Consider the following 22,841-nt stretch of genomic DNA (forward strand, 5'->3'; position numbering starts at 1 on the left):
AACCCACCTATGATTTGAGATAAACATAGAGAATCTGCGCAGGAAACCTCCTTCATACAGGGAGTTAAAACTAACTTTTAAAATAATAACAAATTAAAACACAGATCACACTCCACCTTACGGAACAGGCATCTATTAAATGTTACTTACAAAAATCTGACATAGATCTCACCAAGTCAAAACATAGAGTATAAACACTAAAAAAGAACCAATATCCATTAATTATCAATAAGTTAATATAATTAAAAATACAAAAAACAAAAGTTCCTCGAAATCATCTGGTCTGAACAGATCATAGTCGCCTCTGGGAGCATTGTATCGACAACTCACCTCGGGTAGCCTGCTCAACCATTAAACAAATTCACACGTTTTTATTGCGGATACATGCTTTACATAAACCAGTACTTTGGACAGGATTTAAATGGACATTACCCTCACATTCGAATGCCCTCTTCTCGCATGAAACACGTAATCAAACCCTGCAAGTCACTGTACTTCGCACCCTCAATTTCAGTCAGGTGGCCGACTTTCGGTAGCCTTACTCTTCAGCTGCGTTTGCCCAAATCTGTCTCAGATTTATTTTCGATTTACTTAAAAGCGCAGCCTCAAAACACGACATCGCCCTCAGTGATTTCAAGTGGAGACTCATAATGAGCCAACCCGAAAAAAATACACCGGAATCAGTCGACGACACTCGACTCAATAAACGCCTAAAAGACATGCCGATTGCTATCGTTGGTATGGCAAGCATGTTTGCGAACTCTCGTTACTTAAATAAGTTCTGGGATTTGATCAGCGAAAAGATCGATGCCATTACCGAAGTGCCTGATACGCACTGGCGCCCAGAAGATTACTACGATTCAGATCGCACGACGCCAGACAAATCTTATTGTAAGCGCGGTGGTTTCATCCCTGAAGTCGACTTCAACCCAATGGAGTTCGGCCTTCCGCCAAATATCCTTGAACTGACTGATACGTCACAGCTGCTTTCTCTGATCGTGGCAAAAGAAGTACTTGAAGATGCCAAACTGCCAGAAGGCTACGATCGCGATAAGATCGGTATCACGCTCGGTGTGGGTGGTGGTCAGAAGATCGCTCAAAGCCTTAACGCTCGTCTTCAATACCCTGTTTTGAAAAAAGTATTCAAGAGCAGTGGTATCAACGACGAAGACAGCGAAATGCTGATCAAAAAATTCCAAGACCAATACATCCACTGGGAAGAGAACTCATTCCCAGGTTCATTGGGTAACGTAATTTCAGGTCGTATCGCTAACCGCTTTGACCTTGGTGGCATCAACTGTGTAGTAGACGCTGCTTGTGCAGGTTCTCTAGCCGCTATGCGCATGGCACTGAGCGAGCTAGTTGAAGGCCGCAGTGAAATGATGATCACAGGTGGTGTGTGTACCGATAACTCACCAACCATGTACATGAGCTTCTCGAAAACGCCAGCATTCACCACTAATGAAACCATTCAACCTTTCGACATCGACTCAAAAGGGATGATGATTGGTGAAGGTATCGGCATGGTTGCTCTTAAGCGCCTTGAAGATGCAGAGCGCGATGGCGACAGAATCTACTCAGTGATTAAAGGTGTCGGTTCTTCTTCGGATGGTAAGTTCAAGAGTATCTACGCGCCTCGCCCAGAAGGACAAGCAAAAGCACTAAAACGCGCTTACGACGATGCTGGATTCGCACCGCACACACTGGGCCTGCTAGAAGCGCACGGCACAGGTACTGCAGCGGGTGATGTTGCTGAATTTGGTGGCTTAAACTCAGTATTCAGTGAGAACAACGAAGAGAAGCAACACATTGCGTTAGGTTCTGTGAAATCTCAAATAGGTCACACCAAATCAACTGCGGGTACTGCAGGTTTAATCAAAGCTGCATTAGCACTGCACCACAAAGTTCTGCCGCCAACGATTAACGTATCGGCTCCGAATCCTAAGTTGGATATCGAGAACTCGCCCTTCTACCTAAACACACAAACGCGCCCTTGGATGCAGCGTATCGACGGCACACCACGCCGTGCAGGTATCAGCTCATTTGGTTTTGGTGGTACGAACTTCCACGTTGTATTAGAAGAGTACACGCCAGAACACGCTCGCGGTGACAAATACCGTCAGCGCCAAGTACCGCAAACTCTGTTATTCAGCGCGGAATCTCGTCAAGCACTGATCAATGAGCTAAAACAAGTTTCAACTCAAGCTGCAGACGCTGCGTTCAAACTGGAAGCGCTTGCTGAGCAGCACGCTCTACGCGAAATTGACGCTAAGCATGCTCGTATTGGTTTAGTCGTGACTGACCAAGCAGACCTTCAAGCGCAACTGACTCAAGCCCTTTCAATGCTTGAGAGCCAAACCAAAACACATTGGCAGATGCCAAACGGCATTAGCTACCGTGAGTCGGCACTGATTGCAGAAAACGGCGCAGGTAAAGTGGCAGCGCTATTTGCAGGTCAAGGTTCGCAATACCTAAATATGGGTCGCGAGCTTGCTTGTCATTACCCTGAAATGCGTCAGCAGCTTGCTCAAGCGGATCAAGTATTTGGTCAACACAAGAAAACGGCTCTGTCGCAAATTCTGTTCCCAATTCCAACCTTCACACCAGAAGCAACCAAAGCTCAAGAAGCGGTGTTAACCAACACGGCCAATGCGCAAAGTGCGATTGGTACTGTGTCTATGGGTCAGTTCGACATCATGACTCAAGCTGGCTTCAAAGCTGACATGGTCGCAGGTCACAGCTTTGGTGAGCTAAGTGCACTATGCGCATCGGGTGTTATCTCGCAGGACGATTGCTACCAGCTAGCTTTCGCTCGTGGCGATGCGATGGCAGCGACACCAGAACAGGGCGACAGCGGTACTATGTTTGCGGTCATCCTAGATGCAGACAAACTTCCAGCCGTTGAAAGCTGCATCAGCCAATTTGAAGGCGTGAGTATTGCCAACTACAACGCTCCGACTCAACTGGTTATTGCAGGTCCAACTGCGACGGTTCAACAAGCAGCACAAGCGCTAACTGAACAAGGCTTCAAAGCGATTGCTCTGCCTGTTTCTGGCGCTTTCCATACACCGCTTGTTGCTCACGCTCAAAAACCATTTGCAGCTGCAATTGATAAAGCTGCATTCAGCGCTCCAACGCTGCCGCTTTACTCAAACGCAACGGGCAAACTGCACAGCAAAGACGCTAAAGCGATCAAAAAAGCGTTCAAGCAACACATGTTGCAATCGGTTCGTTTCAGCGAGCAAATTGAAGCTATGTATGAAGCAGGCGCGCGCGTATTCGTTGAGTTCGGTCCGAAGAACATTCTTCAAAAGCTGGTTGAGAAAACATTGGCTGATAAGAACGAAGAGCTTTACGCAATCAGCATCAACCCAAGCCCTAAAGGCGACAGTGACCAACAGCTTCGTTTAGCTGCGGTTCAACTGTGCGTGGCGGGTGTTTCATTAGACAACATTGACCCTTACCAAGCTGACATTGCTGAACCTGCAAAGGCATCACCAATGAACATCAAGCTGAATGCAACCAACTACATCAGCCCTGCTACTCGTAAGAAAATGGATCAATCACTGGCTTCGGGCAACGTAACCGAAAAGACTGAGATTGTTGAAGTGAAAGTTGAAGTCGAGAAAATCGTGGAAAAAGAAGTGATTAAAACAGAAATCGTTGAAGTACCTGTGGCTGCTCCTCAAGCTTCAAATGTACAACAGTCAGCTGCTCCAGCACCAAGAGCACAAGTAGTAACAGCAGCTCAACAGCCACAAGTGGTTCAAACAGCCCCAGCGACTAGTCAACCAACAGCTTCAGTAACCGTTGATGAGTCTTCACTGCAATCGTTCTTCAATGCTCAACAACAAGCAGCAGAAGTACATCAGCAATTCTTGGCGATTCCTCAGCAATACGGTGACACATTCAACACCCTAATGTCTGAGCAAGCGAAAATGGCAACAGCTGGCGTAGCAATTCCTGAGAACCTACAACGTTCTATGGATATGTTCCACCAGCACCAAACTGAAACGCTAAAAGCGCACGCTCATTACCTAGAGATGCAAGCGCACAGCAACAACTCAGCACTTAATATGCTGACGCAAGGTTCAGTACAAACGGCACAACCAACCTTAGTTGCGCCAGTAAATGCTCAGCCAGCGATTAAAGCTCCAACTACTCAAACTACTCCAGCAGCTATCGTCCAACAGCCTGTAGCTCAAGTACAAGCGACTTCTGTACAAGCTCAGTCTGTTCAAGCTGCGCCGGTTCAAAATACAACAACTCAGAAAGCTCCAGTACAGAAAGCAGCTCCTGCACCGCAAGTAGCGGCTCAAGCGGCAGCGCCTGTTGCAGCTCAGCCTGTGCCAGTTAAAGCACAACCAGCTCCTGTGGCTGCACCAGTAGCAGTACAATCAGCAGATGCTGAAAAAGTGATGCTAGAAGTGGTCGCCGAGAAAACGGGTTACCCAACGGAGATGCTTGATCTAGAAATGGACATGGAAGCAGACCTTGGTATCGACTCAATCAAGCGCGTAGAGATCCTTGGTACCGTTCAAGACGAAATGCCGAACCTACCTGAGCTAAACCCTGAAGATTTAGCTGAGTGTCGTACTCTTGGTGAAATCGTTACCTACATGAACAGCAAGATGCCAGCATCAGCGCCTGTGGCAGCACAGCCAAGCGCAACCGCTCCTGTTCAAGCAGCTAACGGTCTTGATGCAAAAGTCGTTCAGCAAACCATGCTAGAAGTGGTGGCTGAGAAGACAGGTTACCCAACGGAAATGCTTGATCTAGAAATGGATATGGAAGCTGACCTTGGTATCGATTCAATCAAGCATGTTGAGATTCTTGGTACGGTTCAAGATGAACTGCCTACTCTTCCAGTGCTAAACCCTGAAGACTTAGCTGAGTGTCGTACTCTTGGCGAAATCGTTAACTACATGAACAGCAAGCTTCCAGCTTCTGCTCCTGTGTCTTCACAAGCACCAGTAGTTGCTCCGGCAACAACTGGCAATGGTCTAGATGCGGCTGTCGTTCAAAAAACCATGTTAGAAGTGGTAGCAGAGAAGACGGGCTATCCGACTGAAATGCTAGACCTAGCAATGGATATGGAAGCTGACCTTGGTATCGACTCAATCAAGCGTGTTGAAATTCTAGGGACAGTTCAAGACGAGCTACCGTCTCTTCCAGAGCTCAACCCTGAAGACTTAGCTGAATGTCGCACTCTAGGCGAGATAGTCGACTACATGAACAGTAAGCTTCCGGCTTCTGCTCCAGCAGCGGCTCAAGCATCTGCACCAGTACAAGCAGTATCAAACGGTTTAAACGCAGAACAAGTTCAAAGCACAATGTTGAGCGTAGTAGCGGATAAAACGGGCTACCCAACAGAAATGCTCGACCTAGCAATGGACATGGAAGCTGACCTTGGTATCGACTCAATCAAACGTGTTGAAATCCTAGGTACAGTTCAAGACCAGCTACCAACATTGCCAGAGCTAAATCCTGAAGACCTAGCTGAGTGTCGTACTCTGGGTGAAATTGTTGCTTACATGAATACTAAAGGCATGAACAGCAAGTTAGCTCCTAGTCCAGAAACGGCTCCAGAAGCAACTGCAACCGCTGTAGAAAGCGCAAGCAACGACCTAAATCCTGCTCATGTACAATCAACAATGATGGAAGTGGTTGCCGATAAAACTGGCTACCCCGCAGAAATGCTCGACCTAGCGATGGACATGGAAGCAGACCTTGGTATCGACTCTATCAAACGCGTTGAGATCCTAGGTACAGTTCAAGACCAGCTACCAACACTGCCAGAACTAAACCCTGAAGACCTAGCTGAGTGTCGTACGCTTGGTGAAATCGTTACTTACATGCAAAGCAAGCTATCCGCTGCTGCACCCGTAGCGACTCCAAAAGCTGAATCAGTAACGCCTATCGCAGAAACAGCGACAGCGGAACTTCCTCCACACAATGAGGTAGCGCTAAAAAAGCTACCAGCGGCAGATAAACTCGTCGATTGTTTCTCAAAAGACGCTTGTGTCGTGATCACAGATGATGGTCACAACGCTGGTGTTCTAGCAGAAAAGTTGACCGCAAACGGCATTCAAGTTGCTGTAGTGCGTAGTGCTCTTTCTGCCGCGTCACCTTTAAACAGTGAAATCGCAAGCTACACACTCAACAGCATCGATGATGCTAGTGTGACAGCAGTGATTAACGACATCGAAGCAGACCTTAAAGCGTCGAACAAAGTGATTGCTGGCTTCATTCATTTACAAGCTATCGTTGATGCGAAACAAAGCAACGAGCAAGCGGTTAACTTGAATGCAGACTCAAGAACTTCACTGACCACAGCGTTCTTATTCGCCAAGCACCTAAATGGCCAACTGAATGCCGTTTCTGGTCGCAGTGTGTTCTTCACACTAAGCCGTATCGATGGTGGCTTTGGTTACCTAGATACTAAGCAATTGATGAATGCGGAACTTAACCAAGCCGCGCTGTCTGGTCTAACTAAGACACTAAGCCATGAATGGCCAAACGTGTTCTGCCGCGCATTGGATGCTGACGCTTCTATTGATGCTCGTCACCTAGCTGAAGCTATCATAGGCGAACTGTTCGATATCGATACCAACACGGTTGAAATCGGCCTTAGCCATGCAGAAAACGGGGAATCTGGTCGTTCAACATTGATTGCGGCAACACCGGGTGCTGCACAAACTAAAAACACAGGTGCTCAACTCACCAAGAGCGACAAGGTTCTGGTGACGGGTGGCGCTAAAGGCGTGACGTTTGAATGTGCACTGACGCTTGCTAAGCAATGTAAGTCTCACTTCATTCTTGCAGGACGTAGTAAGCATATTACTTCAGCTGAGCTACCTCAGTGGGCACAAGGCAAGCAAGAGAAAGAGCTGAAACCGGCAGCGATTGCGCACCTACAAGCTACGGGTGATAAGCCAACGCCGAAGAAAGTTGATGCCTTGCTAAAACCGGTATTGAGCAGCCTTGAAATCAACGCAGCACTTGCCGCTTTCAATGAGATTGGCGCGAGCGCTGAGTACCTAAGCCTAGATGTGTCGAACCATGAGTCGGTAGCGAAAACACTGGCGAATTTCGACGGCATCACGGGGCTTATCCACGGTGCAGGTGTACTGGCTGACAAACACATTCAAGACAAAACACTTGATGAACTGAACATGGTTTACGGCACGAAAGTGGGCGGACTAGAAGCGGTTCTTGGTGGTCTTGATAGCAGCAAGCTAAAACTGATTGCGATGTTCTCTTCGGCGGCGGGTTTCTACGGAAACACAGGCCAAAGTGATTACTCGATGTCTAACGAGATCCTAAACAAGGCGGCTCTACAACTGTCTGCTCGTAACCCTCAAGCGAAAGTGATGAGCTTCAACTGGGGACCGTGGGACGGTGGCATGGTCAACGCAGCACTGAAACGTATGTTCACAGAGCGCGGTGTGTACGTGATTCCTCTTCAAGCAGGTGCAGAGCTGTTTAGTTCTCAACTACTGAACGAAACTGGCATTCAACTGTTGGTTGGTACGAGCATGCAAGGTTCTGACAACAAGGAAGCTGCTGTAAAAAAGCTTAATGCGGAGTCTGTGCATCTTGCAGAGAGTCCGCTGAATACAAGCATCACTGTGACACGTCATCTTGATCCTAAGGCATTGCCTTTCATTCAAGATCACTGCATTGCCGGTAACCCAGTGTTACCGACAGTGTGTGCCATCCAATGGATGCGTGAAGTGGCTGAGCAACTGTTAGGGGTGAACGTTAGCGTTCACAACTACAAACTGCTTAAGGGTGTGATTTTTGATACTGATGAAGTGCAAGAGCTAAAACTGGTTCTTTCTTCTGATGCTAAATCAAAAGATCAGCTAAAAGCGGTGATCAGTTGCCAAGGGCGACCACAGTATCAAGCTCAGTTGCAAGTTGCCTCTGTGCAAGTTTCTGAAGATGTTCAACAAGCGTCGACAAAGCGCTTTGAGGCCAACACTTCAGCACCTGTAACAACGGCACAAGCTCTATACAGTGACGGCACTCTGTTTCATGGACCGAGACTGCAAGGTATTACCTCAGTTGAACGCTTTGACGACTTAGGCTTATTGGCTCAATGCCAGTTGCCTCAGGTTGAAAACAGCGACTGCGGATCATTTATTCCTAAGCAAGGTTTTGGTGATAGCCAACCATTTGCAGAAGATTATTTACTGCAGGCAATGCTGGTATGGGCTCGATTGAAGTACGGCGCAGCAAGTCTACCGTCTGCAATCGGTGAGTTTATTTGTTACGCACCGATGCACAATGGTGACCAAGGTTGGCTAGAGCTCAGCGTAATAAAAAGCACCGCTCGTTCACTGCAAGCTGATATCTCGCTTTACCATCAAGATGGTCGTTTAAGCGCGGTAATGAAAGGCGCAAAAGTCACCATCAGCAAGAGCTTAAATGACGCATTTTTGCCGAAGTCTAGCTCAACTGTAGCGAGTAAGCCGAAAACAAATAAGAAAACAGAAAAGGAGCAATTGTCATAGTGACTGTTCCTACTAATAAAGCGATGCCATTGCGCATCGCTCTTTTAGCTCAGCCAGCAAACGCGGCTGAGCTTTCTGCCGACTTATTATCTTCATTCCCTGAAATGACTACGGTTGTGGTTGATGGCAATTTTAATCAAGCTCTTGCTCAAGCGATTGAGGCAGTCAATCAAGGCAGTGTAGTTAAGCTCTGCTTAGAATCTAACTCGCATTCCTTAGTGATGTTGAGTGCACTGACCGCTGCTCAGAATAAAATTCACCCACACGCGAATTTAGCGGGTTTTGTAGATACAGCTATCGAAGGTAGCGTTCAGCTTGCTCTGGATATTGCACGCCGCCCCGCTACAGATCTAAGCCACCAACAACAATACTCAGCCCTATCAGCTTCGCAGCAGTTTAATAAATTGTTGAATATGGTTAATGCGATATCGAGCCGCTCATTACCGAGTCATTATTGGTTTACTGAGCCGAACAAAGCGCGTGTTGCTTCATTGACCTTCAATGACGATAGCCAACAATCCACCAGCCTGATATTGACTCAAGCGACAGGGTTACAAAAACCAAAATCATTGCTATCCAGCGAACGTTTGATGTTTGTAATTTCAGGTCGTGAGCAAGCTGAATTGGTTTCTCAGTTAGCCTCATTAAGAGATGAGCTTAAATACATTAGCGATTCGGCTGACAGCGAACTTGCTATCGCTACCTTGATGCAGTCAAACCTAAGTCATTTCCAAAGCGTTCAGCACAATGCTGACCGTGGTGCGAATATCGTGATTCAGGCCGCTTCAATTGAGGCAGCACTACAAGAGATCACAGCGCTAGAAAATGCGTTGCCAAAAGTAATGGCAGACAATAGCCATTACAAAACCCCAGCGGGCAGTTGTTTCTCACCGATGCCTCAAAGTAAAGGTGGCGTTGCATTTGTTTACCCTGGTGTTGGCACGGTTTATCCCGGTATGTTGCGCGAATTTCACCACCATTTCCCACAGTTATTTGCTCGTTTAGAACGTGAAGGGAACTTGAAAGAGATGCTGCAGGCTGACAAAACCTACGCTGAAGACACGCAAGAAATGTCGCTCAGTGAATTGGCAATTGCAGGTGTCGGCAGTAGTTATTTACTGACGCAACTCTTGTGTGAGGAATTCAAAGTGCAGCCAGATTTCGCCTTGGGTTACTCCAAGGGTGAAGCCTCAATGTGGGCCAGCTTAAATGTTTGGAAAAATCCACATGCGCTGATTGAGATGACCCAAACTAGCCCTATTTTCACGACGGCTATTTCTGGCGAACTCACCGCAGTGCGTCAAGATTGGCAGCTGAGCAGCGACGAAAGCATCCAATGGAATAGCTTTGTGGTTCGCAGTGATGCGCAAGCGATAGAGGCTCTGTTACCGGAGTTTCCACGTGCTTACCTTGCCATTATCCAAGGTGACACCTGCGTACTGGCCGGTTGTGAAAGCACTTGTCGTGCTCTACTAAAAAAGCTTGGTAAACGTGGTATTGCCGCAAACCGTGTTACTGCAATGCACACCACACCAGCACTGAGTCAGCATAACCAAGTGCGAGAGTTTTACACTCAACCACTGTTCGACGAGTTGCCAAAGCATATTCGCTTTATCAGTGCTGCAGGTCTACCGACGGGCGCACCAATCAATATCGACATCGACAGCATCGCCCTTTCGATTGCCGACACCTTCTGTTCGACGCTGGATTTCACCGCGTTGATCCAGAGTGCACGTCAGCAAGGTGCTCGCCTGTTTGTTGAAGTGGGTGCCGATCGTCAAACCAGCACATTGATCGACAAGATCAACCGCAGCGACAACGTAGCAGACCAGTACTGCTCAATCGCTTCCAATGCCAAGGGTGGCGACGATATTGTCACGCTCATCAAATGCATTGGTCAGCTCATTACTCATCAAATTCCACTGTCTGTCGAGCCACTTATTCAAGGGCTAGAGCAACAGATCACCGCCGCTAAGCAATTAAATGGTGTACCTCAAAGCAGTGCAGTAAATCATCAAGGAGAGCTAGTATGAGTTCTCAACATCAGGCTCAAAATAAGCAGCAAGTGAAATGCAATAAGATCGCGATTGTCGGTATTGCTAACCAATATCCAGAAGCTGACACGCCAAAAGACTTCTGGCAAAACTTGCTGAATAAAAAAGATTCTCGAACCACATTAAGCGCTGAAAAGTTAGGCGCTAAACCTGAAAGCTATCAGGGTGTGCAAGGTGAGTCAGACCGCTTTTACTGTGATAAAGGCGGCTACATCGAAAGCTTCAATTTCGATAGCAATGGCTACCGCTTAACGGCTGAGTCATTCAAAGGTGTCGACCAAAGTTTCCTTTGGGCTTTGGATACCAGTCGTAAGGCTTTAGTCGACGCTGGCATTGATCTGAATGCCGATGTTTTAGAACGCACAGGCGTGATCATGGGTGCCCTTTCGTTCCCAACCACACGCTCAAACGATCTGTTTCTGCCGATGTATCACTCGGTGGTCGAGAAAGCACTTAAAGGTAAATTGGCTAATGACCAATTTTCATTGCTACCAACCAATGAAAACGCTCAAGACCTCAACCCGATCAACGGTGCTGCGGCACATAATGCCTCTAAGTTAGTGGCTGATGCATTGGGTTTAGGCAACGTGCAACTTAGCCTAGATGCAGCATGTGCAAGTTCAGTATATTCATTGAAGTTAGCGTGTGATTACTTAAACACAGGCAAAGCCGACATGATGTTGGCAGGCGCAGTATCGGGAGCAGACCCATTCTTCATCAACATGGGTTTTTCCATCTTCCACGCTTACCCAGACCACGGTGTTTCGGTTCCGTTTGATAGCAACAGTAAAGGCTTATTTGCTGGTGAAGGTGCTGGTGTGTTAGTCCTAAAACGCTTAGCTGATGCAGAGCGTGATGGCGACAACATCTATGCAGTCGTCAGCGGTATTGGCTTATCAAATGATGGGCGCGGTCAATTCGTATTAAGCCCAAATAGCAAAGGACAAGTACAAGCCTTTGAACGCGCTTACGAGGCTTCAAACCTATCACCAGACAGCATCGAAGTGATTGAGTGTCACGCAACCGGCACACCATTAGGTGACAAGGTTGAGTTAACCTCAATGGAGCGATTCTTTACTGAGAAATTGAGTGGTTCTAACCCGCCATTGATTGGCTCTGCCAAGTCAAACCTCGGTCACTTGCTGACTGCGGCGGGTATGCCGGGGATCATGAAGATGATCTTTGCGATGAAAGAAGGTCTGCTTCCACCAAGTATTAATTTGGACAAACCACTATCGTCACCAGAAGGTTTATTTGGCTCACAGACGCTACCAACACAAGTGCAACCTTGGCCAAGTAAAGCGGGCAACTCAGAGCGCTGCGCGGGTGTTTCCGTCTTTGGTTTCGGTGGTTGTAATGCTCACTTACTGCTTGAAGCGTATTCAGATACGAGTCATGTAAACCAGACGCTAGAATCAGCGTCTCCAAGCCTACAATCGCCTAATTTAAGCATTACAGGCCTAGCGTCTCACTTCGGTTCTCTGCAAAGCATCAACGCGCTGAACACTGCGATTGAGACTAACAACGATGCTTTCATTGCTTTGCCGAAGAAGCGCTGGAAAGGTTTAGACCAACATCCAGAACTTCTGAATCAGTTTGGTTTACACGGCATTCCGAATGGGGCTTACATCGATCAATTCGACCTCGATTTCCTTCGCTTCAAAGTACCGCCTAATGAAGATGACCGTTTGATCTCTCAGCAGTTGCTACTGATGAAAGTCGCAGACGAAGCCATCAAAGATGCCAAGCTCGTGGCAGGCCAAAAGGTGGCAGTACTCGTTGCGATGGAAACTGAGCTGGAGATGCACCAATTCCGTGGACGCGTAAACCTGCATAGCCAACTGGCTGACAGCTTTGCCAACATGGGTATTGAGCTAACACAAGACGAATACCAATCGCTAGAAACCATTGCGATGGACAGTGTGATGGACGCAGCCAAGCTGAACCAATACACCAGTTTCATCGGCAATATCATGGCTTCGCGCATCTCTTCATTGTGGGACTTTAACGGCCCTGCCTTTACGATTTCAGCCGCTGAACAGTCAGTTGCTCGTTGTATCGATGTCGCGCAAAACCTAATGTCGCAAGAATCCATGGATGCCGTGGTAATTGCAGCCGTCGACCTAAGCGGCAGTGCGGAACATGTGATTCTGAAGAACAGCATGAGCCCAGTGTCGCTTGATCCAAAATTCGGACAGCCGCAAGAGGGCAGTTGGAATGTCGGTGAAGGCGCTGGTGCAATCGTTCTTGTTGAAGAGAGTCGAGTAACAAGCAACCAAGATACAGCTTACGGCAGCATCAACGCATTGGCGTTTGGTTCAAGCGAGCGTAACAACGCCGTTGCTGATCAGTTACTGACTCAAGTCGGCATGAGCTCAAACGATGTATCTCTGCTTGAGCTTAACCATGCACCAGAACCTTCATCACACGAGTTTGTATCTCTCAACTTAGGGGTTACCAAGACTACTCAAGCAAGTCAACGTGTGGGTCACTGCTCTGCAGCTTCTGGCATGGCAAGCCTGCTACACGGTCTGCTCAACCTGAACCTTGAGACTCTTAATCCAAATGTCAGCTCTAAGAGCGCGATTGTTGCCAACATCAGCGAAGGACAATGTTCACAGCTGCTACTCAGCCAATCGAGTATTGAATCTCAATCACTATCGGTTCGTTTAAGCAGTGAACTGGCGAGTGATGCTAAGCGTCAATTGGTTAAGCAAGTCACTCTCGGTGGTCGCGATATTTATCAACATATTGCCCAAACCCCAGTAACTAATTTGGCAACGATTCAACAGAAAGCTTCTGGCAAAAAAGCAGCAAGAGTGGCGTCGATTCCAACGACCGCACACATTCAAGCAGCCCTTGCGCAAAAAGAGTTAGAGAAGAAAGCATTAGCTCAGAACGCGCTAGAGCCAGTACTCGAAATTCCTACATCAGTATCCCCTACTCTGGCGCCAACTCGCCACAGTCAGCTAACAGGTAACCACAGCAATATGACTCATGTCCTATCCGCTAAAAATGGCGCGTCTCAAATCGACGCTAAGACGGATGCTGCATTACAACCGTCTGTAACACCACACAACCAAGCTTTTGCTCAAAACCAGCAAGCAGCCCAGCAAGTACACAAAGCATTCCTGCACACTCGTGCCCAAGGCATGCAAATGGCTGATGCGCTACTAAAAGCACAGTTAAACGCAATTACGTCTGGTTTAGATAGCTCAGCCGAAGCATCAGCTCAGTCTGTTCAAGCTCAACCGGCTCAGGTTCAGTCAACGCCAGTCAACGTACTTGCAACGCCAGCACCAGTAAAACCTATCCGTAAGCCGTGTATCTGGGATTACGATGATCTGGTTGAATACGCTGAAGGCGACATCGCTAACGTATTTGGCCCTGATTATGCGATCATCGATAGCTACTCGCGCCGCGTTCGTTTGCCAACCACCGACTACCTATTGGTTTCTCGTGTAACTAAGCTCAACGCGACCGTTAACGAGTACAAGCCAAGCACAATGACCACCGAATACGACATCCCAGTTGATGCGCCGTATCTTGTCGATGGTCAGATCCCTTGGGCTGTAGCGGTTGAATCTGGTCAATGTGACCTGATGCTGATCAGCTACCTAGGCATTGATTTTGAAAACAAAGGCGAGCGTGTTTATCGCCTGCTTGATTGCACATTAACCTTCCTTGGTGACTTGCCTCGTGGTGGCGATACACTGCGTTACGATATCTCAATCAACAGCTTTGCTCGCAATGGCGACACGCTGCTTTTCTTCTTCTCGTACGAATGTTTCGTTGGCGACAAGATGATCCTGAAAATGGATAACGGTTGTGCAGGTTTCTTCACTGATGAAGAGCTAGCAGACGGCAAAGGAGTGATTCACACTGAAGACGAAATTAAGGCTCGTCAGCTTGCAACTAAGCAACGCTTCGACCCTATGCTGCACTGCCCTAAAACCCAGTTTAACCACCAAGAACTACGCCACCTACTGACTGCAAATATTGCAGAGTGTTTTGGCCCAACTCACCAATCTGATCGCCACCAGCCATCTCTATGCTTCAGCTCAGAGAAGTTCATGATGATCGAAAAAGTGAGCCGTGTTGAACCGCAAGGCGGCACATGGGGACTTGGTCTGATTGAAGGTCACAAACAGCTAGAGCCTGAGCATTGGTACTTCCCTTGTCACTTCAAAGATGACTCAGTAATGGCGGGCTCTTTGATGGCAGAAGGTTGTGGTCAACTGCTTCAATTCTTCATGATGCACCTTGGCATGCACACACTTGTTCAAAATGGTCGTTTCCAACCGCTTGAAAATGCGCCTCAACAAGTACGCTGTCGTGGACAAGTGCTACCACAATCGGCAGAACTGACATACCGTATGGAAGTGACTGAAATTGGCTTAAGCCCTCGTCCATACGCGAAAGCCAACATCGATATTTTGCTCAACGGCAAAGTGATTGTTGATTTCCAAAACTTGGGTGTAATGATCAAAGAAGATGACGAATGTACTCGTTACCTACCTTCTTTAGAAACAGCTGTCGCGACTCCTGTTATCGAAAACTTGGGCCATACGCCAGCAGTGAACCAACAAGCTTCAGCAAATGCGCCACTTATGGCTCAAATTGAAGACCTAGAAACTGCACCAAACAAAGGGGTGATTCCACTTCAACACGTTGAAGCTCCGGTGACTCCTGATTACCCGAACCGCACACCCGATACGGTTCCGTTCACGCCTTATCACATGTTCGAATTCGCGACTGGCGATATCGAGAAATGTTTCGGCCCTGATTTCTCTATCTACCGTGGCATGATTCCACCACGTACTCCGTGTGGCGACCTACAGCTAACCACTCGAGTCGTTGAGATCGACGGTAAGCGTGGCGACTTCAAGAAGCCTTCATCGTGTATCGCAGAGTACGAAGTGCCAGAAAATGCATGGTACTTTGATGAAAACAGCCATCACACCTTGATGCCTTATTCGGTATTGATGGAGATTTCACTGCAGCCAAACGGCTTCATCTCTGGCTACATGGGCACCACACTTGGCTTCCCAGGTGAAGAACTGTTTTTCCGCAACCTAGATGGCAGCGGCAAAATGTTGCGTAACGTCGACTTGCGTGGCAAAACGATTACCAACGATTCTCGCCTGCTTTCAACAGTAATGATGGGTACTAATATCGTACAGAGCTTCAGCTTCGAACTGAGCACAGACGGTGTGCCGTTCTACGAAGGTACAGCAGTATTTGGTTACTTCAAAGGCGCAGCTCTGAAAGACCAACTTGGTTTGGACAACGGTAAGGTGACTCAACCTTGGCACATCGACAACAACCGCACGCCAGATGTAAACATCAACCTGTTAGACAAAACGACTCGTTACTTCAATGCACCTGTTTCTGCTGCGGGCGAAGTGCAAGAGCACTACAAATTGGCTGGCGGCCGTTTGAACTTTATCGATACCGTGCAGATCACCAGCGATGGTGGTAAAGACGGTCTGGGTTACCTATACGCTGAGCGTACGATTGACCCAAGCGATTGGTTCTTCCAGTTTCACTTCCATCAAGATCCAGTAATGCCGGGTTCTCTAGGTGTTGAAGCGATCATCGAGCTGATGCAAACCTACGCGCTAAACAAAGATCTTGGTGCTGGCTTCCGCAATCCAAAGTTTGGTCAAATCCAATCTGAAGTTAAGTGGAAATACCGTGGTCAGATTAACCCTCTGAACAAACAGATGTCTCTGGATGTACACATCACTGCGATTAAAGACGAAGACGGTAAACGCATCATCGTCGGCGACGCAAATCTGAGCAAAGATGGTCTGCGTATTTACGAAGTGAAAGACATCTCGATTTGTATCGAAGAAGCATAAGCCGCCATTAGTTATAGAGACAGAGAACTAGGAAAGAATTTAGTATGACAACTCAAACCACTATCAATAACGAAAAGCTATCTCCGTGGCCTTGGCAGATCGAAGAGAACACAACGCGTTTCGATAACGCGGCAATGTCGACAATCTTAAAAGATTTAAGCCTTGCTTGTTACGTAGTGAATCACCCTGAAAAAGGCTTAGGCGTAAGCCAACAAGCTGAAATCACATCGGGTGACTCAGCAAGTGCTGCGAACAGCCAACCTGTTAGCGCATTTGCTCCGGCTCTTGGTACTCAAAGCCTAGGCGACGAAGATTTTCGTCGCTGCCACGGCGTAAAATACGCTTACTACGCAGGCGCAATGGCAAATGGCATCTCATCTGAAGAGCTTGTAATTGCACTTGGTCAGGCTGGCATTCTTTGTTCATTTGGTGCGGCAGGCCTAATCCCGTCTCGCGTTGAGCAAGCGATTAACCGTATTCAAGCAGCACTGCCAAACGGCCCTTACGCGTTTAACCTGATTCACAGTCCAAGTGAACCAGCGCTAGAACGTGGCAGTGTAGAGCTGTTTTTGAAGCACAAAGTGAAAACGGTTGAGGCTTCTGCATTCTTAGGTTTAACACCGCAAATCGTTCACTATCGTGCCGCTGGCCTTAGCCGCGATGCACAAGGCGAGATTCAGATTGGCAACAAAGTTATTGCTAAGGTAAGCCGCACTGAAGTGGCAAGTAAGTTCATGCAGCCTGCTCCTGTAAAAATGCTGCAAGCTTTGGTTGATGAAGGCCGAATCACAACAGAACAGATGGAACTGGCACAGCTGGTTCCTATGGCTGATGACATTACAGCAGAAGCCGATTCTGGTGGTCACACAGATAACCGTCCACTGGTTACACTACTGCCAACAATACTTGCACTGAAAGAGCAAATTCAAGCACAGTACCAATTCAAAACTCCGCTACGTGTCGGTTGTGGTGGTGGCGTAGGTACGCCTGACGCTGCTCTAGCGACGTTTAACATGGGCGCAGCTTACATTGTTACTGGTTCAATCAACCAAGCGTGTGTTGAGGCTGGCGCGAGCGAACACACACGTAAGCTGCTTTCGACAACTGAAATGGCTGACGTGACTATGGCCCCGGCGGCAGACATGTTCGAAATGGGTGTGAAACTGCAAGTGGTTAAACGCGGCACTTTATTCCCAATGCGTGCAAACAAACTGTATGAGCTATACACACGTTACGACTCAATTGAAGCGATTCCAGTAGAAGAGCGTCTGAAGCTAGAGAAGCAAGTATTCCGTTCAACACTGGATGATATTTGGGCTGGCACTGTGGCTCACTTTAACGAACGCGACCCTAAACAGATCGAACGTGCTGAAGGTAACCCGAAGCGTAAGATGGCGTTGATCTTCCGTTGGTACTTGGGTCTTTCTAGCCGTTGGTCAAACACCGGCGAACAAGGTCGTGAAATGGATTACCAAGTATGGGCAGGCCCTGCACTTGGCGCATTCAACGCATGGGCGAAAGACAGCTACCTAGATGATTACCAACAGCGTAATGCCGTTGATCTTGCTAAGCATCTGATGCACGGGGCGGCTTACTTAGCACGTGTTAACCTGCTGACCTCTCAAGGCATCAAGCTTGATCCAGAGCTAGCACGTTGGAAGCCGACGCAAAGAATGGCATAGGCATTTCAATACAGAGTTAATTAAGCTCAACGAATAAAAAAAGCGACCTTAACTGGTCGCTTTTCTTTTGGTCATTCTTCTTAAGCTAGCTAAAAGATTAAGACTTCTGCATACGCTTTTTCAAACGCGCTAAATCAATGGCGCTTGAACGAACAGTAAGTTTGATATGTTCGTAGTCGTACTCTTCTTTCACCACACTCATGTTTGAGCGAATTTCACCGATGATGCCTTGTCCAGAATAAGGAATCGTGATCTCTTCTTCGATCATACCTTGTTCAGCCACACCAACGATGTACTTGTGCAGTTTCGTGATATCCAGAGGATCACGAGTTGACGTTAGCATCGCATCTGGGAACTCTTCAATCAGCTCTAACTGCTGTTCTTCAGTCAATCTATCGCACTTGTTCAGTACCAATAGTTTTTCGCTGCCTTCAACGCCCACTTGCGCTAATACGTCGTGTACCACATCAAGTTGCGCGCGGAATGAAATGTCAGAAGCATCAACCACATAAAGCAGCAATGAAGCATCATGGGCTTCTGCTAGCGTTGAGTGGAATGAAGCAACCAGATCGTGTGGAAGCTTCTTGATGAAACCCACCGTATCTGACACTAGGATACGCGGCTGAGTAATTGGTTGAAGCGCACGAACCGTGGTGTCTAGCGTTGCGAACAGTTTATCTTCACCCACCACTTCGGTTGCTGTCATTGCACGCATCATCGAAGACTTACCGGCATTGGTGTAGCCAACTAAAGCAACAGTGAAAAGCTCCGCGCGCTTAGTGCGTCGGTTCTTCATTTCATCTTGTACGCTTACTAGCTCACGTTTAAGCGCAGCAATTTGGTCACGTACTTTACGACGGTCTAGCTCAAGTGAAGTTTCACCCGCACCTTGGCCCATTTGGCGTTCTTTGTCGCCCTCAGACACTTCACGAAGTCGTGGCACTAAGTAGTTTAAACGAGCGATTTCAACTTGCAGGCGAGCAGTACGAGTTCGAGCGTGACGGCTAAAGATCTCGATGATGATACCGGTACGGTCAAACACTTCGACACCTAGGTGAGATTCGACATTACGCAGTTGAGACGGGCTCAAATCACAGTCGAATACCACAACATCGGCAGCGCCATATTGAAAATCGCCTGTTGGAAGATCATCAAAATCCAGCTCGTCGATTTCTGAATCAAACAGACCCGACTCATCAAGGAAGTCTTCATCTTCTGCTTCTTCAATCGAACCTTGGTAACCGGTTAGGTGCGCAATTTCTGCCAGCTTACCCGCCCCCAACACGTTTTGTCGTTGAGTTGAACTGTGGTGCTGCGATTGAGTACCGACCACTTTAAACCCTAGGGTTGTTACTAAGCGAGCAAGTTCGGCAAGAGACTCTTTTGCTTCGTCACCTTTGAAGTCCGGTGTCGTAATAGAAATAAGTAAAGCGTTACTAGCTGAGGGTTTTGCTGTTAGTTTCATGTATTCTTCTGTTTATGCACCAAAGTGCAACCTAGTATTTGGTCTAAAGTTGAGTCGATCCTACGCTGTTCTACGTCAGCTTTATAGAGCTGAGAGAGACTAAATCGCGATATTATTGCAGTTAAAGCACTTAACTTGGTTATCCCTCTGTTATTGTGAGGAATAAAAACAGGCTGCGAATAAACAAAAAAGCAGTATCACGTTACTTATTACTTGGTGATACTGCCTTTCACTTTTAAGCTATCGTTTAGTCAAAAATCGACTCAATGACTAGAATTCGATTCTCGCTTCCGTCTGAGCATCAAAGAATACCGCCTTCGATAAATCAAAATGCAGCGGTGCCATTTGCCCAACTGACACCTCAAATTCCGGCGACAAGCGACACGCGACTTCTTGATCGTTAACTTTAACCATCGCGATGGTATCTGGCCCGGTTGGTTCCAATACCTCTAGCTGCAAGTCTAGCTTTGTAGAGGCAGAAACATCATCGCTCTCTTGTTCGGTAATGTGTTCTGGACGCAAACCAATCACCAACTCTTTGCCATCTTGGTCACGCATGCTTTGTGGCAAACGAATGTGGTGTTCTTGAGCTGCAGTACCAACCACTTTAATAATCGGATTCTGTTCCTCATCCAAATCCACCATGGTTTTAATGAAGTTCATTGATGGTGAACCCATAAAGCCAGCCACAAACATATTGTTAGGCTTAGTGTAGATCTCTTGTGGCGTACCGAGCTGTTGAAGTTCGCCATCTTTCATTACTGCGATACGGTCAGCCAATGTCATTGCCTCGATCTGATCATGGGTTACATAAACGATCGTGGTATTGAGCTTCTGGTGCAGACGTTTTATCTGATGACGCATCTCAACACGCAGCTTGGCATCCAAGTTAGAGAGCGGCTCATCGAACAGATACAACTTAGGACGGCGCGCCAAAGCACGGCCCATCGCGACACGTTGACGCTGACCACCAGAAAGTTGCGACGGTTTACGGTCTAGCAGTTGCTCGATTTGTAAGATTTCAGCGACACGATTTACTTCAGCGTCGATCTCGTTTTGTGGCATCTTACGAATCTTCAGGCCAAAAGCGATATTGCCGCGCACCGTCATGTTTGGATAAAGCGCGTAAGACTGGAATACCATCGCGATGTCGCGGTCTTTTGGTTCAACCTGCGCCACGTCTACACCATCAATCACGATTTCACCTGAGCTAATATTCTCTAACCCAGCAATGGTGTTCATTAAGGTGGATTTTCCACACCCCGAAGGGCCGACAAGTATCAAAAATTCCCCCGAATCGATACTGATGTCGATGCCCTTTAACGTTTCGTTGTCCGCGTTGCGATAGGTTTTACGGATCTGTTTTAAATCTAATGTTGCCATGGGTAATTATCCTTTTACTGATCCTGCCGTTAGGCCACGAACAAAATATTTTCCTGCGAAGACATACACCAACAGTGTTGGCAGTGCGGCGATAATCGCGGCAGCCATGTCGACGTTGTATTCTTTTACGCCCGTACTGGTGTTAACTAAGTTGTTTAATGCCACGGTGATCGGCTGAGTTTCTGAGCCCGAATAGACCACCCCGAACAAGAAGTCGTTCCAGATTGCGGTGAACTGCCAGATCACCGTTACCATGATGATTGGCGTAGAGATCGGTAATAAAATCTTAAAGAAGATGGTAAAGAAGCCTGCACCATCCAGTTTTGCCGCTTTGATCAACTCATCCGGAATCGAGATATAGAAGTTACGGAAAAACAGAGTGGTAAACGCCATGCCGTAGATAACGTGCACAATCACCAATCCGATGGTTGTGTTAGCCAAGCCCATCTTGCCGAGCATGGTCGCCATTGGTAGCAGCACGACTTGGAACGGGATGAAGCAACCAAATAACAGCAAGCTAAAGAACAGGTTTGAGCCTCTAAATTGCCATTTCGTCACCACGTAGCCATTGAATGCACCTAGTAGTGTTGAGATAGCTACCGCAGGAATCACCATTTGGAATGAGTTCCAAAAGTAGCCTTTGATGCCTTCACATTTAACACCAGTACAAGCGGTGTCCCACGCTTTATACCAAGCATCAAACACCCACTCTTTAGGTAAACTCATCAAGTTACCTGCCTTTATGTCTGGTAGAGTCTTGAATGAGGTTAGGACCATCACAAACAACGGCATTAGATAAACTAAGCAGAAGAAAAGCAGTGCTGAATAAATAAAGATTCGAGCAAAATTGATGTTATTCATCATGACTTTTTCTCCCTAAGTTCAGAGTAAAGGTAAGGCACGAGAATCGCTAAAATACCGGCAAGCATCATCATGGCACTGGCAGCACCAAGACCAATTTGTCCACGTGTAAATGAGTGTGCGTACATGAATAGCGCAGGAAGATCCGATGAATAACCGGGACCACCTGCCGTCATTGCGGTCACAAGGTCGAAGCTCTTAATTGCAATGTGTGAGGTGATGATCACCGCACTGAAAACCACAGGGCGCAAGCAAGGTAAAATGATTTTGAGATAGATAGTGGGTAAGCTTGCCCCATCGATTTGAGCCGCTTTGATGATTGAAGAATCGATGCCACGCAGACCTGCTAAGAACATCGCCATCACGAATCCAGAAGACTGCCAAAGTGCTGCAATCACTAAGGTGTAAACCGACATTTCAGAATTGACGAGCCAGTCAAATTTGAAGTCAGTAAATCCCCAGTCTTGCATCAGCTTTTCAATGCCAAGACCCGGGTTAAGAATCCATTTCCACGCCGTACCCGTCACGATGAATGACAACGCCATTGGGTAGAGATAGATGGTACGAATCGCGCCTTCTTGACGGATGTTCTGGTCAAGTAATACAGCTAAACCAACACCTAGCAAGATAGCAATCGCCATGAATAGAAAACCAAACACACCGAGGTTGGTGATAGAGGTTATCCAACGATCGTTGTCCATCAGCTTTTCATATTGGGTTAAACCAACGAAGTTGAAGCTAGGAAGAAATCGAGAGTTGGTGAACGACAATGCGGCCGTCCAAAATATATAACCGTAGATACACACCACGGTCACTAACGCAGTTGGCGCCAGCACAATTTTAGGTAACCAATGTTGCAACCTGTCAGCAAAACTCGGTTTCGGTGCAGGCTGGCTCCTTGTGGGTTTTGGAGTCGACTCAGTCAAAACATGCTCCATAACTTATCCTTGTTGCACAATCGAGCCAATGGCTTACCTTTCGGCACCACATCAGCATTACGCATATCAGAATTA

At 47.3% G+C, this 22,841-nt stretch carries 8 protein-coding genes; 4 read left to right on the forward strand and 4 right to left on the reverse strand.

Translation table 11 applies throughout. The features are described 5' to 3' along the window. Positions 1-650: 650 nt before the first annotated feature. Genes BCT34_RS22185 through pfaD form a run of 4 tightly spaced genes read left to right on the forward strand, consistent with a single transcriptional unit; the run spans position 651 to position 18,119 of the window. The gene (locus tag BCT34_RS22185) at positions 651-8,519 is read left to right on the forward strand and encodes a type I polyketide synthase (RefSeq protein ID WP_076654734.1); all 7,869 of its coding nucleotides are present in this window, start codon (positions 651-653) and stop codon (positions 8,517-8,519) included. Next, complete coding sequence (locus BCT34_RS22190) at positions 8,519-10,552, forward strand: PfaB family protein (protein ID WP_076654735.1); 2,034 nt, start codon at positions 8,519-8,521, stop codon at positions 10,550-10,552. The genes BCT34_RS22185 and BCT34_RS22190 overlap by 1 nt, the downstream gene beginning before the upstream one ends. Next, on the forward strand, positions 10,549-16,437 hold the full coding sequence (locus BCT34_RS22195) for a beta-ketoacyl synthase N-terminal-like domain-containing protein (protein ID WP_076654736.1): 5,889 nt from the start codon (positions 10,549-10,551) through the stop codon (positions 16,435-16,437). The genes BCT34_RS22190 and BCT34_RS22195 overlap by 4 nt, the downstream gene beginning before the upstream one ends. A gap of 44 nt (positions 16,438-16,481) precedes the next feature. Continuing rightward, positions 16,482-18,119, forward strand: coding sequence for an eicosapentaenoate synthase subunit PfaD (pfaD, locus tag BCT34_RS22200; protein WP_076654737.1), 1,638 nt, complete (start codon positions 16,482-16,484; stop codon positions 18,117-18,119). Between the two features lie 97 nt (positions 18,120-18,216). Here the strand turns inward: pfaD and hflX are convergent, their stop codons facing one another. The 4 genes from hflX to BCT34_RS22220 form a co-directional block, all read right to left on the reverse strand. Then, positions 18,217-19,584 (reverse strand): GTPase HflX, encoded by a 1,368-nt coding sequence (gene hflX, locus BCT34_RS22205; RefSeq protein ID WP_076654738.1) that lies wholly within the window; start codon positions 19,582-19,584, stop codon positions 18,217-18,219. 270 nt (positions 19,585-19,854) lie between these two features. Beyond that, positions 19,855-20,967: a sn-glycerol-3-phosphate ABC transporter ATP-binding protein UgpC gene (ugpC, locus tag BCT34_RS22210; RefSeq protein ID WP_076654739.1), complete on the reverse strand. Its 1,113-nt coding sequence runs from the start codon at positions 20,965-20,967 to the stop codon at positions 19,855-19,857. 6 nt (positions 20,968-20,973) lie between these two features. Next, entirely contained in the window at positions 20,974-21,831 is an 858-nt protein-coding gene (locus BCT34_RS22215; RefSeq protein ID WP_048613124.1) for a carbohydrate ABC transporter permease, read from the reverse strand. Continuing rightward, complete coding sequence (locus BCT34_RS22220) at positions 21,828-22,766, reverse strand: sugar ABC transporter permease (protein ID WP_010439457.1); 939 nt, start codon at positions 22,764-22,766, stop codon at positions 21,828-21,830. Before BCT34_RS22220 ends, BCT34_RS22215 begins: the two co-directional genes overlap by 4 nt. Positions 22,767-22,841: the final 75 nt, after the last annotated feature.

It is taken from the genome of Vibrio sp. 10N.261.45.E2, assembly GCF_002875705.1.
Lineage (GTDB): Bacteria > Pseudomonadota > Gammaproteobacteria > Enterobacterales > Vibrionaceae > Vibrio.

What these genes read in the sequence shown, in the direction of transcription:
- BCT34_RS22185 (WP_076654734.1), top strand. Translation starts at nt 651, where the DNA reads ATGAGCCAACCCGAAAAAAATACACCGGAATCAGTCGACGACACTCGA.
- BCT34_RS22195 (WP_076654736.1), top strand. Translation starts at nt 10,549, where the DNA reads ATGAGTTCTCAACATCAGGCTCAAAATAAGCAGCAAGTGAAATGCAAT.
- pfaD (WP_076654737.1), top strand. Translation starts at nt 16,482, where the DNA reads ATGACAACTCAAACCACTATCAATAACGAAAAGCTATCTCCGTGGCCT.
- hflX (WP_076654738.1), bottom strand. Translation starts at nt 19,584, where the DNA reads ATGAAACTAACAGCAAAACCCTCAGCTAGTAACGCTTTACTTATTTCT.
- ugpC (WP_076654739.1), bottom strand. Translation starts at nt 20,967, where the DNA reads ATGGCAACATTAGATTTAAAACAGATCCGTAAAACCTATCGCAACGCG.
- BCT34_RS22215 (WP_048613124.1), bottom strand. Translation starts at nt 21,831, where the DNA reads ATGATGAATAACATCAATTTTGCTCGAATCTTTATTTATTCAGCACTG.
- BCT34_RS22220 (WP_010439457.1), bottom strand. Translation starts at nt 22,766, where the DNA reads ATGGAGCATGTTTTGACTGAGTCGACTCCAAAACCCACAAGGAGCCAG.